Source organism: Sorangium sp. So ce726, assembly GCF_051521405.1.
In the GTDB taxonomy this organism is placed as follows: domain Bacteria; phylum Myxococcota_A; class Polyangia; order Polyangiales; family Polyangiaceae; genus Sorangium.
Genome location: NZ_CP150349.1, coordinates 10,520,234 through 10,534,013, shown reverse-complemented (window position 1 = coordinate 10,534,013; position 13,780 = coordinate 10,520,234). Strand labels below are relative to the sequence as shown.

The window sequence follows — 13,780 nt, the reverse complement described above, 5'->3', positions numbered from 1 at the left end:
TCGTCACTTCGTCGCCTTCAGCGTCGACCACTGGACGTCGCCGAGGCTCACGAGCTGGTCATGGAGCAACCGCGGGGGCCCATAGACGGCGATGCCGATCTGGGCGTCAAAGTATCGCGCCGCGGCGCGCTGCACCTGCTCGGGGCTGATGGCGCGCACCCGGCGCTCCAGCGTCGCCAGGTGGTCGAGCGGCAGCGCATTCAGATAGAGGCCCGCGAGCGCCCCGGCCAGACCCGGAGTTGACGACACGGCGGCGGCCCTCTTGCCGAGGTAGCCCATCTTCGCCGCTTCCAGCTCGGCCAGCGTCACCGGAGAGCCCTTGAACCGCTGGATCTCCGTCAGGATCTTCTCCAGGCTCTCCCCTGCGCGATCGAGATCGGCGCTGAGCTGGATAACGAATTCACCAGCGGTCCTGCGTTGATAACACCCGGCGTGCACCCCATAGCTGATTCCTGTGTCGTGCCGGAGCGTGGCTGCAGAGCGCGACACGCTGAGCCCGCCGATCAGCATGGCGATGAGATCGAAAGCGAGGGCGTCCGGGTCTGACAAGCCGCCGCATGGCAAAGCGACGACCAGGCTGGCGTCAGACGTGCCACCCGCGATCGCGCCGATCCGGGTCTCCCGGTCGCCGCGGGGGACGACCGCTGGCGGCGCTGGTTCAGGCGGCACCTGGCCCTGCGCTGGGGACCATGCGCCAAAGTGGCGGCGCGCGAGCGTGACGATCGCCTCGGCTTGCACGGCGCCCACGGCGATGAGCGCGCTGTCGCGCGGGCCGTATTGCCGCGAGTAAAAGCTCCTCACCTGGTGCCCGGAGAAACCCCTGAGATTGCTCCCAAAGGCCTTGATTGGCAGCGCCAGCGGGTGATCAGCGCCATACAGCCCCTCGAGGGCGAGCTCGTTCAGCTGGGAAGAGATGCTGAGGGAGCGGCTGAACAGCGCCTGGGACTGCGCGCCGCGCGCGCTCTCGAGCGCGTCGGCGTCAAAGACGGGGTGCTGGACGAGTCGCGCCAGAAGCCATGCCGCCTTCTCGGCGCCAGACGCCAGCGTCGTGATCGCGATCGCGGTTCCGGTGGAGCCCACGCTCCACTCGGGGAGCTCACCGCTGATGCGGAGCCGGCGCAGGACCTCGCCGTTCTCCAGCCGTGTCCCCTCGTTCAACATCCGGGCCGTGAGCTCCGCGAGCCCGGCGTTGCTCGGCGCTCCATCGTCGCGGGCCGCGCGGTTGACGTAGACAAGCGTCACGAGCGGCAGCTCGGGCCGCTCGACGACGAGCGTCGTCATGCCGTTCTCGAGCTCGGCCGAGCGGACGTCGTGGACCCGCAGCGTCGGCTCCGCCGCGAGGGGCGGCGCGTTCGCGCGGAACTCGGCGTCCGGGGTCGGCGTGAGCGGCGGCAGGGGAGGAGGCAGCTCCACCCGCGAGCTGCAGCCCGCGAGCGCTGCACCGAAGAGCGCGGCCCACCCCATGCTTGCTCGTCTCATGCGGACACCTCAGCGTGCGTCGACGGTCAAGTTGCCCTCAGGGGACGCGAGATCCTCGGGCTCCACGCGGACGAGGCGGGCGACGAGGCGCCGATTCGCCGTGAAGTAGCTCCGCAGGCGCAGCGCGTCGTCGGGGGTGACGCCGCGGATCTCAGCGATCCGCTGTGCCACGTTGAAAGGTCGCGACGTGGAGCGCAGCGACTGCAGGTGTTGGAACGCGCGCTCCAGCGGATCATCATGCGAGATGAGCTCGCGGACGATCGCGGTCTGCTTCACCTCCGGTAGCAGGGCGCCCCAGTCCATGCTCCACATCTGGCCGATTTCTCGCTCGATCGCCGCCTCAACGCCGGCGTGGGTCGCGTGCGTCGTCAGGGTCGCTGAGACGGAGAACATCGATCCCAGGTCCAGGTCGTCGACGTCCGCAGCGACGCGCGACAGGGTCCCCTGATCGTCGACGAGGCGCGCCCAGAGCCGCTGCCCCAGCGTGTCGGCGACGAGCCCCGCCGCGACCCGCTCGCGCGACGAGGTGAGCGGTGCGGCCCAGCACATCTCGATCCGCTCACGATAAACCGCGTTCTCGAAGGTCACCCGCTGCGCCGTGGCGAACGCGGGCGGGGCCGTCCGCCGGCGCACGAACGGCGCTTTCGGATTGACCACCGGGCCGAAGTACCGCTCCACGAGGGCGCGGGTCGCCCGTGGATCGATGTCGCCGACCAGGATCAGGCGCGCGTTGCTCGGACGGTAGCCTTGCTGGAAGAACCACTGCGCGTGCCGGAGCTCGATCGCGTCCAGATCGTTGAGAGGGAGCTCTGCGCCCGAGTAAGGGTGGTCCTGCCCGAAGATGGCGCGCCAGGTGTGGCGCTGGAACATCGCGTCGATGCCATATTTCATCAAGAGCTCGTTGCGCACGATCTTCTGCTCGAGCGCGAGCGCCTGTTCGTTGAAGCGCTCGAGCGTGAATGCCATGCGCTCGCTCTCGATCCACAGCGCGAGGGGGAGCGCGGCCGCTGGCGCGAGCGCGTAGTAGGCGGTGTAGTCGGGCTTCGTGACCCCGTTCATGCGGTGCACCCCCGCTCGCTCGAGCAGGCTCAGGGCGTCGAACGGCTTCATGTGACGCGAGCCCCGGTACGTCATGTGCTCGACGAGGTGCGCCAGCTGGCTATAGCCCCGCGGATCATCCCGGCTGCCGATCTCGTACGCGACGACGACAGCGACCGTCGGCTGCCTGTGATCTTCCTCCAGGAGCACCTCGAGGCCGTTGGCCAGGCGGAAGTGGGCGGCGCTCTGAGCCAGGCCCTCGATAGCTCCCGCCGCCGAGCGGGCGCCCGGAGCTCCCGCGGGGTCCGCCGCTGCCGCGAGGGGCATGGCGACCGCCAAGAGCCCCGCCAGCAGCCCTGCCGCCCTCGATCGTCCCGGCGCGCGCGGTCTCGGCTCTTTCTTGGCGTTCAATGGTTCACCCCTCGCGTGCTGTCTCCTGGCGCATGGACGCTGGAACCGTCGTCCCTGTCAAGCGCGCCGGTTGGGGCGGTGTCGCCGGAGCGCGCCCTGACGGTACCGCTCGTCGCTCGCCTTTCGTCGTGCGTGCTGGCTTGTGTGGGAGCGCTCGACGCGGATGCCGTCCGTCGCGAGGATCTGCCGTCCCACCGGCGCTACGGAGAACATCTCTGGATATTTACCGTTTCAGTTGATAGTTCCGCCCGCTGGCGTATCGTCCTGAGCTGCTGCGAGCTGTGATGCAGCGAACGTGACTTTACCGGTTCACTTTGTCGGCGTGGATCGATGACGGAGGTCGCCTCCGCTGTTGATCGTGGCGCCGAACTGCCCCAGAGTGCCCGGCGCTGGAGGTCAGTTTCGATGGCTTTTCGTTCATTTCACCAGTCACCTTTCCTGGCCCTTACGGTGGGGGCGGTAGTCCTCCTGTCGGCCTGCTCGGATGACGACGGCGGCGGCGGCTCGTCAGCGAGCTCCGGGGGCACGGGCGGCTCGTCAGCGAGCTCCGGGAGCTCCGGGAGCACCACCGCGCAGGGCACGGGCGGCGCGGGCGGTGGTACGGGCGGCGCCGGAGATACGGGTGGCGGCGGCACTGGCGGCGGCGGCGGCACGGGCGGTGGCGGCACCGGCGGCGGTGCGGACGCGCAGGGGATCGTGCCCAATCCCATCATCTCCCGCGGCAAGCCGGCCTTCGCCTCGGCGGGGACGGCGTCGGTGATCAACGACGGCAAGTACAGGTCGGCAGGGACCTGGATCGCGGGCAAGCCCACCTCGGCCGCGCCTGCGTGGGTCGCCATCCAGGTTGGCACCGGGTACGAGCGGCTGCTCCTGAGCTGGACGGCCTCGTACAACTACAACTACACGGACGTGCAATACGGGGCGCCGGGCGCCTACCGCGTGGAGACGTCGAGCGACTCCACGAACGGCTCGGACGGCACCTGGACCAAGGTCGCGGAGGTGACCAACAACCCGGTCCGCACGCGCGCCCACAGCTTCGATTTCGGCGGCAAGAGCTGGGTCCGGCTCGTCGTGACCGCGGCCCCCGCGACGACCGACGACACCGGCGTGCAGCTCGACGAGATCGACGTGCACGACATCTCGAAGGGCGCGGAGGACACGTGGTTCTTCCTGGGCGACAGCATCACGGCGTTCGCCTATGACCGCGACACCCCGGCCACGCAGCCGAGCTTCGCCGAGAACGTGCACGCGGCGCACCCGGCCCACTATCCGGCGATGATCAACGGCGGCATCGGGGGAGAGCTCACCAAGAGCACCGACAAGCCCAGCGCGCTCGATCGCATCGATGACGTCCTGGAGATGAACCCCGACTTCCACTACTTCGCCATCGGTTACGGCACCAACGATTCCTGGGGCCAGACCGACCCGAGCACCTTCAAGGCGAACCTGCAGCAGATCATCGACAAGATCGAGGCAGCGGGCCGCGTCCCGGTGCTCGCGCACATCCCGTTCTCGCCGGACGGCAACCACGACGCGGTCCCGGTGTTCAACGAGGCGATCGACGCGTTGACGGAGGCGAACGGCCTCCCTCCTGGGGCGGATCTGTATACGTGGTTCAAGGACCACCCCGACCGGTTCACCGACAAGGTGCACCCGGATCCCGCCGGGCGGGTGGCCATGAACAAGCTCTGGGCCGACGCCGTGGACGGGCTCTACCCGGCCCAGCGGTAGCGCGACCCGACGCCGGGCGACACGCGACCACGTGACCGAGCGCCCTCGCGGCGCCGGCGCGAGCCTTGACTCCACGCGGCCGCGGGGGCTAGCTCGAGCTGGCGCACGAACGGCAGGCCCGGGGAGCAGTGCCCTCGGGTGGGCTCGGCCGGCCCGCGCCCTCCAGGGGGTCTCCGATGAAGCTCATTCCCAAGAAGCTCGTGGCGCTGGTCGTCGCCCTCGCGGCCGTCTTCACCTTCGCCGCCGCCGCTCCGGTCAGGGCCGACGACTGGGCGCTGACGGGCACCAGCGTCCGCGTCAAGACGATCGCGTTCATCGACATCGACGTCTACGAGATCAGCCACTTCATGAAGCAGGCGCCGGCGTCGCGATCGAAGCAGGCGGTGATCGACGCCGACGTCCCGAAGAAGTTCGTCTGGAAGATGCTGCGCGACGTCGACAAGGAGAAGATCCACGACGCGCTGACAGGCGCCTTCGCGATGAACGGGTACACGGATCAGGCCAAGATCAAGGCGTTCGTGGGCGCGTTCCAGGGGGAGCTGAAGGAGGGGGCGCGCATCACCATCCAGTACGATCCGGAGAAGAAGAGCACGACCGTCGCGGTCGGCGGCAGCAGCGCGAGCGTCGCCGGCGTGGACTTCATGAAGGCCGTGTGGAGCGTCTGGTTCGGGAAGATCGATCAGCCCAATCTGGGCGATCAGCTCATCGGCCGGCTGAAGAAATAGCGGGCGCTGGAGCGGAGCCGTGATCGACGACGATCGGGACGAGCGAGAAGAGGAGGACACGAAGCGGGACATCGCTCCCTACGTGCCGCGCCGCCCCGTTATGGCGGTGATCGGCAACGGCCTCGCGGTGGACGCGGCGACCGAGGTTGTGTGCGTCGAGCTCGGGCGGCGCGCCGTGGAGGCGGGGTTCCGGCTGGTCACCGGGGGGCTGGGGGGCGTCATGGCCGCCGTGTCGCGCGGCGGGCGCGAGGCGGCGACGTGGCGTGACGGCGATATCCTGGGCATCCTGCCAGGGTACGAGGCGTCCACGGCCAACCCGTACGTGGACATCGTCGTCCCGACCGGCATGCAGATCGGGCGCAACATCCTGGTCGTCGCCGCGGCCGACGTGGTCGTGGTCGTCGGCGGCGGCGCGGGCACGCTGAGCGAGATCGCCGTCGCCTGGCAGCTCGGCAAGCCGCTGCTCGCGCTCGCGACGAGCGGGGGCTGGGCGAGGCAGCTCGCCGGGGGGCGCGTGGATGACCGGCGCTCGGATCGGATCGTGTCGGTCGCGAGCGCGGAAGAGGCGGTTGCGACGGCGTGGGAGATGGCGGGCCGCGGCCGCGGCCGGGGGGCGTGACAGGGCGCTGCGCGCGCCGTGGGGCCTCCGCGCGAGCCGGCCGCGAGGCAGCCCGTGCTAGCCTCCGCGCCGATGTCGGAAGCGGAAGAGGAGGAGATCCAGCGGCTGAGAGCCCGCGTCGGGACGACCCTCCATGGAAAATGGCGGATTGATGCGCTGATCGGGGCGGGGGGGATGGCGGCCGTCTACGCGGCCACCCATCACGTGGGGCACCGCGTGGCCATCAAGATCCTGCACCCGGAGAGCGCCGTGTCCCGGGAGCTCCGCGCCCGCTTCGAGCAGGAGGCGCTCGCCGCCGCGCGGCTCGGGCACCCGGCCGCGGTGCAGGTCCACGACATCGACGTGACCGAGCGAGGAGAGCCGTTCCTGGTCATGGAGCTGCTCGACGGAGAGAGCCTCCGCGAGCGCGTGTTGCGGCTCGGTACGATCTCATTGATCGAGCTCCTCGCCCACATGGACACGCTCCTCGAGGTCATCAAGGCGGCGCACGACGCCGGGATCGTCCATCGGGACATCAAGCCGGACAACCTCTTCGTGACGCGCGATGGGCGGCTCAAGGTGCTCGATTTCGGGATCGCGCGCATGAAGCAGGGCGGCTCGGGGCTGAAGACGCGGACAGGCGCGGTGCTGGGCACGACAAGCTACATGGCGCCCGAGCAGATCCTGGGGAGGAACGTGGACGGGCGGGCCGACCTCTACGCGGTGGGCGCGACGATGTTCACCGTGCTCGCGAACCGTCGAGTCCACGATGACGATGGGCTCACCGAGGGAGAGCTCCTCGTGAAGAGGGGCACGACGCCGGCTCCTCCGCTGCTGACGGTGGCGCCGGGCGTGGATCCGCGGGTCGCGCGCGTCGTGGACCGCGCGCTCGCCTTTCAGGTCGAGCGGCGCTACCCGGACGCGCAAACGATGCTCGCCGACGTGCGCGCGCTGCGACGGGGCGAGGAGCCGCCCTTCGCGACGGGGGAGCTGACCGCGATCGACGAGCGCACGCGCGCGTACGGCCGGGCCATCCCCGACGGGCCGCCGGTGGGGGCGCAGTTTCCGAGCGCGCGCCCTCCGGGGGGGGTGATGCCGGCGGCGGTGGCCGCCTCGACGGGGGCTCATCCGGGGCAGCCTTATCCGGGGGCGGCGGGGGCGGGGGCCGCGCCCCGGGGGCGGGGGCCGCGCGCGCCGGGAGCGACGCAGATCGCCGTCGTCGGCGGGGTGGGGGTGCTCCTCTTCTGCGTGGGAGTCGGCATGGTGCTGCTGCTCTGGCCCTCCCGCGACCAAGGCGCCGGTGACGCTGGCGACAGCGGCGCGCCGGTGTCCCTGCCGGATGTCGCGCAGGCCCGGAGCGCTGCGGCGCTCGCGGTCGACCCCGCCGGCTGCCCGCCGGGCGTGCCTTGCACTTGCCCGGGCGGCAGTCCGGGAAACGTGCCGGTGAGCTGCCTGCTGACGTGCGGTGACGCGTCCAGCTGCAGGCCGAGCTGCTCCGATCGAGAGAACTGCGCGATTCACTGCGCCGGTGATTGCCAGTCTTCCTGCGCGAGGAGCAAGGTGTGCAGCACGACGTGCGCTGACGGCTGCTCCACCGACTGCCGCAACGCGGAGACGTGCCAGGTCACCTGCGGCGCAGGGTGCTCGATCACCTGCGAGGACGTCAACAAGTGCGCCCACGTCGTGGGCGACAGGAGCGTCGTGAGGTGCAATCGGGTCGGAGGGTGCCAGGTGATGTGCATGGGCTCGTGCGCGGTGTCGTGCTCCAATGCCGGGGGAGGATGCCCGGTGACCTGCGTGGGGCAGGGGCCCGCGGTGAAGTGCGGCGACGGCCGCAAGGCGTGCGGGGACGGCTGCTCGCTGCCCCGGTGAGACCGGGGCTGGCCGGGCATCCGGCGCGGGAACGAGCGTGGAGCCGCCCTGGGCCGTCCAGGGATCGACGCACCGGCGTGCCCGTGTGCGCACGCTGGTGGACGGGCCTGCGAGCCCTCGCCGCGCCTCAGCGCCGCGCCTTGCGCAGCGCGAGAAGCCAGTCGTTGAGCTCACCCTGGTTGGGCGGCTCCTCCGGCAGCACGGCGTGATCGCGGGCCGCCTCGAGGGTCGTGAAGGCGCGGGCGATCTGCTCGGCCCAGCGCTCGGCGACGTCGTGAGCGAGCGGCGCCTGCTCTCCGGCGCGCTTGGCCTCGACCAGCTCGCGCGCGGCGCTGAAGCCGTAGGGGTCGAGGAGCGTTGTGACGTCGGTGACGATCTCGCCCGTCCGGAGGGCGTGGGCGCCGGTCAACGTGGTCCTGAGGACGTAGAGGAGCTTCTTCGCCGACGAGCGGCCTCCCGCCTCCCAGGCGCGGAGCTGGCTCGTGGCGAAGCCGATGTAGTGGCGGAAGATCCGGCGCGAGAGCGCGGCGGCGACGAGCGGGCGAAGCGAGGCGAGGTCGGGATCGACGTGGAGCTGCAGGGGGCCGAGGATCCGCTCGATGTAGTTGCCGTTGCCCTGGAGGACGCCGATGAGGACGGGGTGGAGCTCGTTCGAGGTGTAGTCGATCTCGACGCCGTCGATGACCTGCATCCGCTCGGGGCTCGCGTTGCTGCGGAACAGTCCGAGCAGCTTCTCGGTCGGCTCGACGTGAACCGCCTTGAGGTCGAGGTCGCTGTCCGGCGAGGGGAAGCCGTACGCGTGGGCGCCGCTCAGGGCGATGACGAGGTGCGAACGCTTGGCCTCTTCCTCGGCGATGACGCGCGCCGCGACCTCCTGCTGCTTTGCTTCGAGCACCTGGGGGTTCATCCGTCGTCCTTTCTCTCCTCGTTGCCGGGCGTGGGGGCCGCGTCTCCGTCGTCCCAGGTTGCGACCGGCGCGGGGGGAGCGTCCTTGCCGAGGGGGCCGGGCTCCGCCGCGAGGTGCCGGCGGGCGATCTCCTCGCGGACCCGCCGGAGGAGCACGTCGGCGCGGGGCACGTCGGGGTGCGGCGGCAACCTGGTCGCGTGCCGCGCGGCCTCGAGGTCGGGCGTCATCGCCTCGGCGAGCTCGATGGTGCGATCGAGCGGCCAGGCGCCGCTCTTGATGGCGAGGAGCGTCTCGCGCAGGTCTCCCTGCACCACGAGATCGACCTCGCCGTCGCGCAGCCATCGGATGGCGGTCGCGATCAGGCGAACCAGGTTGTAGGCGTTCTTGGGGCGGAGGTCGCGGGCGGGATCGAGCGAGGCCCTGCCCACGCGCGCGAAGGCCACGAGCGAGGCGAAGTCGCGGGCGGGCAGGAGGCCCTGGTCGTGGAGCGAGCGGTAGAGCTGCTTGATGTACACCTTCGCCTGGAGCTCCCGGTCAACCTGGGTGGGCGCGGCGCGCGGGCTGACGGCGGCGAGCTTCCGGGCGACGTCGTCGAGCGCCAGCGAGGGGTCGTCGGCGAGCCAGTCGAGCACCCGTTCTCGGTGCTCGGCGAGGCGGTGCGCCTGCGAGAGCCGCTTCAGCTGGGAGAGGGCGTAGCGGCCGAAGCTGCCGTAGATGGCCGAGGAGACGAACGCATCACGCGCCTCGAGGAGCCACGCGCCGATGTCGTCGCGCGCCTCGGCGGTCCGGACGAAGAGCAGCTCGAGGGTGTTGGGGTCGGCGCGCAGGGCCTGGCGGATCGCCTTCTCGATCTCCCAGTAGGAGGAGCTGCCGTCGGTGCTTACGAGGTCCCTGGGCGGCTCGGCGAGGCCTGTGGTCCAGGGGAAAGGGAGAGCGAAGACGCCGCGCCGGTCGGTGTCGGAGCCCTCGTTCGCGAGCCCCCAAGCGCGCGAGCCCACGACGGCCTCGAGGACCACGGCGGGTCGGAGGGCGTCCCAGGCGGCGCTGCGCCGCTCCGCGTGCCGCACCTGGCCGGTCTTGCGCGGGACGAGCTCGTCCCGGCGGTAGCGGACGACGCCCACGCCGACGAGCATCACGTCGAGCTCCGCGCCGGCCGAGCCGACGACACGCCCGATGGCGCCCTGCGGGACGCGGCGATCGCCGAGGATGCGGTCAACCCGGGTTGTCACCTCGGTGCCGTGGGGCAGCGGGACGGCAAGCGGGTCGAGGTGGGTGAGGCCGCGCAGGCGGAGCTCCATGAGCGGACGCTATCATGACGACCTGACCCAGGTTGGGGGCGACCGACCGGATCCGACCCAGGTTGGCGGTAGGCCAGGTTTTGGCAGACCGAGGTTGGCGTCCCGACCTGGGTCGGACTAACAGCAACTCGGGTCAGGCCAGAGAGTAAGCAACGGCTCCAGCTCAGGTGGCGGACCGCCAGGCGGCCGCCACCCCCGAAGCCTGATCGAGCAGCGAAATGATTGGCGAAAATCCCTGGCACGGCGCTTGTCTTGTTGCGCCTGTCATGAGCCAGCCCCGCGAGATCGCTGCCGGAGCCACCTACCTGATCACCCGTCGCGTCCTGCGCCGGCACCTGCTCTTCCGCCCGGATGCGGCGATCACCCAGCTCCTGGTCTACGTCCTCGCGGTGTCGACCCACCGTTACGGCATCGAGGTCCATGCGCTCTGCGCCATGTCAACGCATCTGCACCTGGTCGTGACCGACTCGCGGGGTGTCCTGCCGCGGTTCTTGCAATTCTTCCATCGCATCGTCGCGCTTGGCACGAAGGTGCTTCGCGGATGGGAAGGCCCGGTGTGGGACCACGAGGCCACGAGCGTGGTGCGGCTGCTGACGCGCGCGGCGGTGGTGGAGAAGATCGCTTATGTCATGGCGAATCCCGTCGCAGCTGGCCTGGTGCAGCATGCTCGCGAGTGGCCGGGCGCCAAGGTAGATGTGGACGAGCTCGGTCGCGGCGTGCTGCGTGCGGCACGACCTTCGGTGTATCTCGACCCGGAAAACCCCCAGTGGCCCGAGGAGGTGACGGTCTCGCTCGCGCTGCCGCCGGCTATCGAGGAGCACAGCGCGGAGGGCTTTCGCCAGGACGTTTCTGCTGAGCTCGAGCGACAGGAAGCCCGGGCCTGCGCGGAGGTGCAGCGGCAAGGACGTCGCTTCTTGGGCGCCGAGAAAGTCAGCAAGGTGTCCCCTTACGAGCGCGTGACGAGCTTCGAGCCGCTGCGCGACGGCAATCCGACGTTTGCGGTTGGTCGCGAGCAGGGAGACGCGTGGCGAATCGCTGGTGCCGCTGTGCGTGCGTTTCGAACGTTGTACCGTGCGGCACTCGAGCGATGGCATGCTGGCGTACGCAGTGCCGTATTCCCTGCGGGGACGTGGTGGATGCGCACGTTTCACGGCGCCAGCGTGGCCGACGTCGTGCTCACGATGTAGAGCCACAGCGGCGGCGCGCTGCAGGGAGGCGGGCGGGACGGACGAGGGCATCCGTGCCTCGTCGTGGGGCGCCTCCGTCTGGGGCCGGTGGTGTGGGCGGCAGATCGTCGTGCGGCATTGTACGCAATGGGATTTGCAGGGACGATGCCGTTTCGAATGCGTAGGAGTGGGTCCGGAGGGGTTGCGATCGGCTCTGCGTGATCGAACGGGGAGTTTCGTGCCGAAAAACGAACATAGCGATTAGCCCAGCTTGGCTTTAAGCTCGCCTCGCCGGGGTCCGATCGCGCCATGAGTAGAGCTCAGCTCGGCTGAACCTGCCGCGTTACCGCAGTTCAACCCGGTCCGGCGGGGTAGGCTCGCAACCTGGGTCGATTGGGCTGGTCGGGCTCGACCTGGGTCGGGTTGGGCTGCCGCAACCTGGGTCGGGTCGGGCTGGGTCGGGTCGCCCCGCCGGGGCGTCACCGCTCGATCAGCAGCACCGGGCTGCCTGAGAGGGCGAGCGTCACCTTGCCGTTGCTCGCATCGGCGGAGCTCTTCGCACCGTCCCACGCGTGGACCTCGAACCCCGTTGCCGTCGCGAACTCGACGCTCGCGGACGCGTCCTCCGTGCTGCTCGCCGTCACAGCCCAGAGGGCGATCCGGCGCTTGCCGTCCTTCGTGAACACGGCGCCCCGAGCGCCCCGCGGCAGCGCGAGCTCTCTGGTCGCGCTGTCATCGTAGGACGCGCCGAAGAGCACCTCGTTGAGGGTGGTATACGCCTTGCCGAGGTCGGTCTTGGTGGCCTGATCCACGCTCGCGAGGGCGCCGACATCGTTGTAGAGCCCCATGTGCGCGAACACGTCGTCGCTCCCGTCCTCGCCGTTCGATAGAATGAACCAATCGACGCCGCCGATGCCGTGCGCCTGCGCCATCGTCATCATCTTGATGAGGTAATTCCGCGCGTACTCCGGGCTCCCCACCTCCGGGTACTCCGGCGTCGGCGCGAGCGGCGCGCCGTTCTCCGAGACATTCCACCCCTCCACCTCCGCGCCGGTGTCGGCGAGCGTCGCGGCGAAAGCGTCCTTCGATGCGAGGAAATCGTCGACCGACGCATCCGAGCTCTTCGGGCTGAAGATCGGGTAATAATGAAAATCGAGCACGTCGATGTAGGCGCCGCCCTTCTCCGGGTAATCTGGCGTGACCGCCCCGCCGTCTGGGTTGTCGGTGTAGCGCAGGATCGCCGAGAGGAACGAGGGGTATCCGATGCCCCCCGTCGCGATCCGCGCGTTCGGATCCGCCTTGCGCGCGGCCTCCTTCGTGACGCGCAGCATTCGTATATAATCAAATATTGATCCATTGAATCGGGGGAGATCGGCGGCCTTCGGCGGTTCAGTCCTCCAGGTCTCGGTGACGCGCCAGTCGGCCACCCAATCGGGCTCGTTCCACACGTGCCACAGCTTGACCCATGTCTTGTAGGTGTCGACGGTCCGATACACGTAAGATGCCCACGCATTGCCCGGATTCACCGTTCCATCGGCCGAGAAGATCGGCTCGTAAAGGCTCTTCGGGATATAGTACTCGTTCTGCCAGTCCTCCGCGTCAGCCGGCGCCACCGTCAGATCGACCGACTCGGAGCCGATGAGAAATCCGATATGATCCCCCATGCCGAGGGACGCATACGATTGAATGTCCCCGACCTCGATCTCGTATCCCCACCTCGCGAAATGGGCCGCCGGCAGCTTGATGCGCAGGCTGCGGACACCCGCGAGCGCCGCGAGCGTGGCCTCCTTGTCGTCTCCCCAGTCCGCGTTGCGGTGGCCGAGGTTGGCGCCATAGCGAAACCCGTGCGGGAGCCCGCCGTTCCCGCCGCTTCCCCCGTCCCCCCCGCTTCCGCCTCCTCCTGAGCTGATGTCGCCGCCGCCCGACGCGTTGTACCCCGGCGAGTCGTCCCCCGAACCACATGCAACGACAGCTGAAGCGCACAGCAGAACGGACCATCGACGCATGAACATTCCTCCTCCAAGCAGATCCCGGGAGGCCAGCGTAAGGGAGTTTCGCGTCCAATTTCAGGAAATCTGCGAAACAGATTGCACTGCGCTCGCCCAGGAGCCGTTCGCCCGCTCTGCAGCGGCGGGCACGCCGAGGCCGAGGAGGCGCTCTCGCTGCCGGTCTCGGTGGGCGAGGTGCAGGAACGCGAGGTGCTCGCCCGTCTGGCTCGCGCCGCGGCATAGGTCGGCGATCCTGGCTGACACCAGCGCGTCTCGCACCAAGCGCGCGGCGCATCGGTAGGGCTTTGCTCGATCGCGCAGGAGGTTGCGCATGCTTGTGTTCCAGCCCGCTCGGCCGGTCCTGCGGCGGCCGACCGAGAATGCCCGCTCTGCTCTGCGGTTCATCGGTCGCGAGGCGAGGCTGGGCACACCTTCGCGGCTGGCACATCGGTTGCCATGGTGCCCAGATGTAACCGATGGCAGAAAGGAATCGAACATGACCGACAACTGATCGAACGATTCCAGGACATCACGTCGAGATGGCATCGCTGAGATCCCGATCGGCAC

At 69.6% G+C, this 13,780-nt stretch carries 10 protein-coding genes; 5 read left to right on the top strand and 5 right to left on the bottom strand.

The window, feature by feature from the left end:
• Positions 1-3 precede the first annotated feature (3 nt).
• Together WME79_RS39200 and WME79_RS39195 are read right to left on the bottom strand one after the other, a co-directional pair.
• Positions 4-1,479, bottom strand: a complete 1,476-nt coding sequence (locus tag WME79_RS39200; protein ID WP_437525581.1) for a M16 family metallopeptidase — start codon at positions 1,477-1,479, stop codon at positions 4-6.
• 9 nt (positions 1,480-1,488) lie between these two features.
• Positions 1,489-2,844 carry a M16 family metallopeptidase gene (locus WME79_RS39195; RefSeq protein WP_437525579.1) on the bottom strand — a complete coding sequence of 452 codons (1,356 nt, stop codon included), beginning with the start codon at positions 2,842-2,844 and terminating at the stop codon, positions 1,489-1,491.
• Positions 2,845-3,333: 489 nt separating this feature from the next.
• On the opposite strand from WME79_RS39195, the gene WME79_RS39190 reads away from it, so the two are divergent.
• From WME79_RS39190 to WME79_RS39175, 4 genes are all read left to right on the top strand, one after another.
• Positions 3,334-4,659 (top strand): SGNH/GDSL hydrolase family protein, encoded by a 1,326-nt coding sequence (locus WME79_RS39190; RefSeq protein WP_437525577.1) that lies wholly within the window; start codon positions 3,334-3,336, stop codon positions 4,657-4,659.
• 176 nt (positions 4,660-4,835) lie between these two features.
• Positions 4,836-5,384 carry a chalcone isomerase family protein gene (locus WME79_RS39185; protein WP_437525575.1) on the top strand — a complete coding sequence of 183 codons (549 nt, stop codon included), beginning with the start codon at positions 4,836-4,838 and terminating at the stop codon, positions 5,382-5,384.
• A gap of 19 nt (positions 5,385-5,403) precedes the next feature.
• Positions 5,404-6,003: a TIGR00725 family protein gene (locus WME79_RS39180; protein ID WP_437525573.1), complete on the top strand. Its 600-nt coding sequence runs from the start codon at positions 5,404-5,406 to the stop codon at positions 6,001-6,003.
• 72 nt (positions 6,004-6,075) lie between these two features.
• The gene (locus tag WME79_RS39175; protein WP_437525571.1) at positions 6,076-7,854 is read left to right on the top strand and encodes a serine/threonine protein kinase; all 1,779 of its coding nucleotides are present in this window, start codon (positions 6,076-6,078) and stop codon (positions 7,852-7,854) included.
• A gap of 127 nt (positions 7,855-7,981) precedes the next feature.
• Here WME79_RS39175 and WME79_RS39170 read toward each other — a convergent pair whose 3' ends face one another.
• The gene (locus WME79_RS39170) at positions 7,982-8,761 is read right to left on the bottom strand and encodes a nucleotidyltransferase domain-containing protein (protein WP_437525569.1); all 780 of its coding nucleotides are present in this window, start codon (positions 8,759-8,761) and stop codon (positions 7,982-7,984) included.
• Positions 8,758-10,059: a DNA polymerase beta superfamily protein gene (locus WME79_RS39165; RefSeq protein ID WP_437525567.1), complete on the bottom strand. Its 1,302-nt coding sequence runs from the start codon at positions 10,057-10,059 to the stop codon at positions 8,758-8,760. The genes WME79_RS39170 and WME79_RS39165 overlap by 4 nt, the downstream gene beginning before the upstream one ends.
• 266 nt (positions 10,060-10,325) lie before the next feature.
• On the opposite strand from WME79_RS39165, the gene WME79_RS39160 reads away from it, so the two are divergent.
• Complete coding sequence (locus tag WME79_RS39160) at positions 10,326-11,246, top strand: transposase (RefSeq protein ID WP_437525565.1); 921 nt, start codon at positions 10,326-10,328, stop codon at positions 11,244-11,246.
• Positions 11,247-11,704: 458 nt separating this feature from the next.
• On the opposite strand, the gene WME79_RS39155 is transcribed toward WME79_RS39160, so the two are convergent.
• Positions 11,705-13,231, bottom strand: coding sequence for a hypothetical protein (locus tag WME79_RS39155; RefSeq protein WP_437525563.1), 1,527 nt, complete (start codon positions 13,229-13,231; stop codon positions 11,705-11,707).
• Positions 13,232-13,780 lie beyond the last annotated feature (549 nt).

Excerpts from the sequence above, each read along its gene's own strand:
- WME79_RS39200 (WP_437525581.1), bottom strand. The coding sequence starts at position 1,479 with ATGAGACGAGCAAGCATGGGGTGGGCCGCGCTCTTCGGTGCAGCGCTC.
- WME79_RS39195 (WP_437525579.1), bottom strand. The coding sequence starts at position 2,844 with ATGCCCCTCGCGGCAGCGGCGGACCCCGCGGGAGCTCCGGGCGCCCGC.
- WME79_RS39190 (WP_437525577.1), top strand. The coding sequence starts at position 3,334 with ATGGCTTTTCGTTCATTTCACCAGTCACCTTTCCTGGCCCTTACGGTG.
- WME79_RS39185 (WP_437525575.1), top strand. The coding sequence starts at position 4,836 with ATGAAGCTCATTCCCAAGAAGCTCGTGGCGCTGGTCGTCGCCCTCGCG.
- WME79_RS39175 (WP_437525571.1), top strand. The coding sequence starts at position 6,076 with ATGTCGGAAGCGGAAGAGGAGGAGATCCAGCGGCTGAGAGCCCGCGTC.
- WME79_RS39170 (WP_437525569.1), bottom strand. The coding sequence starts at position 8,761 with ATGAACCCCCAGGTGCTCGAAGCAAAGCAGCAGGAGGTCGCGGCGCGC.
- WME79_RS39165 (WP_437525567.1), bottom strand. The coding sequence starts at position 10,059 with ATGGAGCTCCGCCTGCGCGGCCTCACCCACCTCGACCCGCTTGCCGTC.
- WME79_RS39160 (WP_437525565.1), top strand. The coding sequence starts at position 10,326 with ATGAGCCAGCCCCGCGAGATCGCTGCCGGAGCCACCTACCTGATCACC.
- WME79_RS39155 (WP_437525563.1), bottom strand. The coding sequence starts at position 13,231 with ATGCGTCGATGGTCCGTTCTGCTGTGCGCTTCAGCTGTCGTTGCATGT.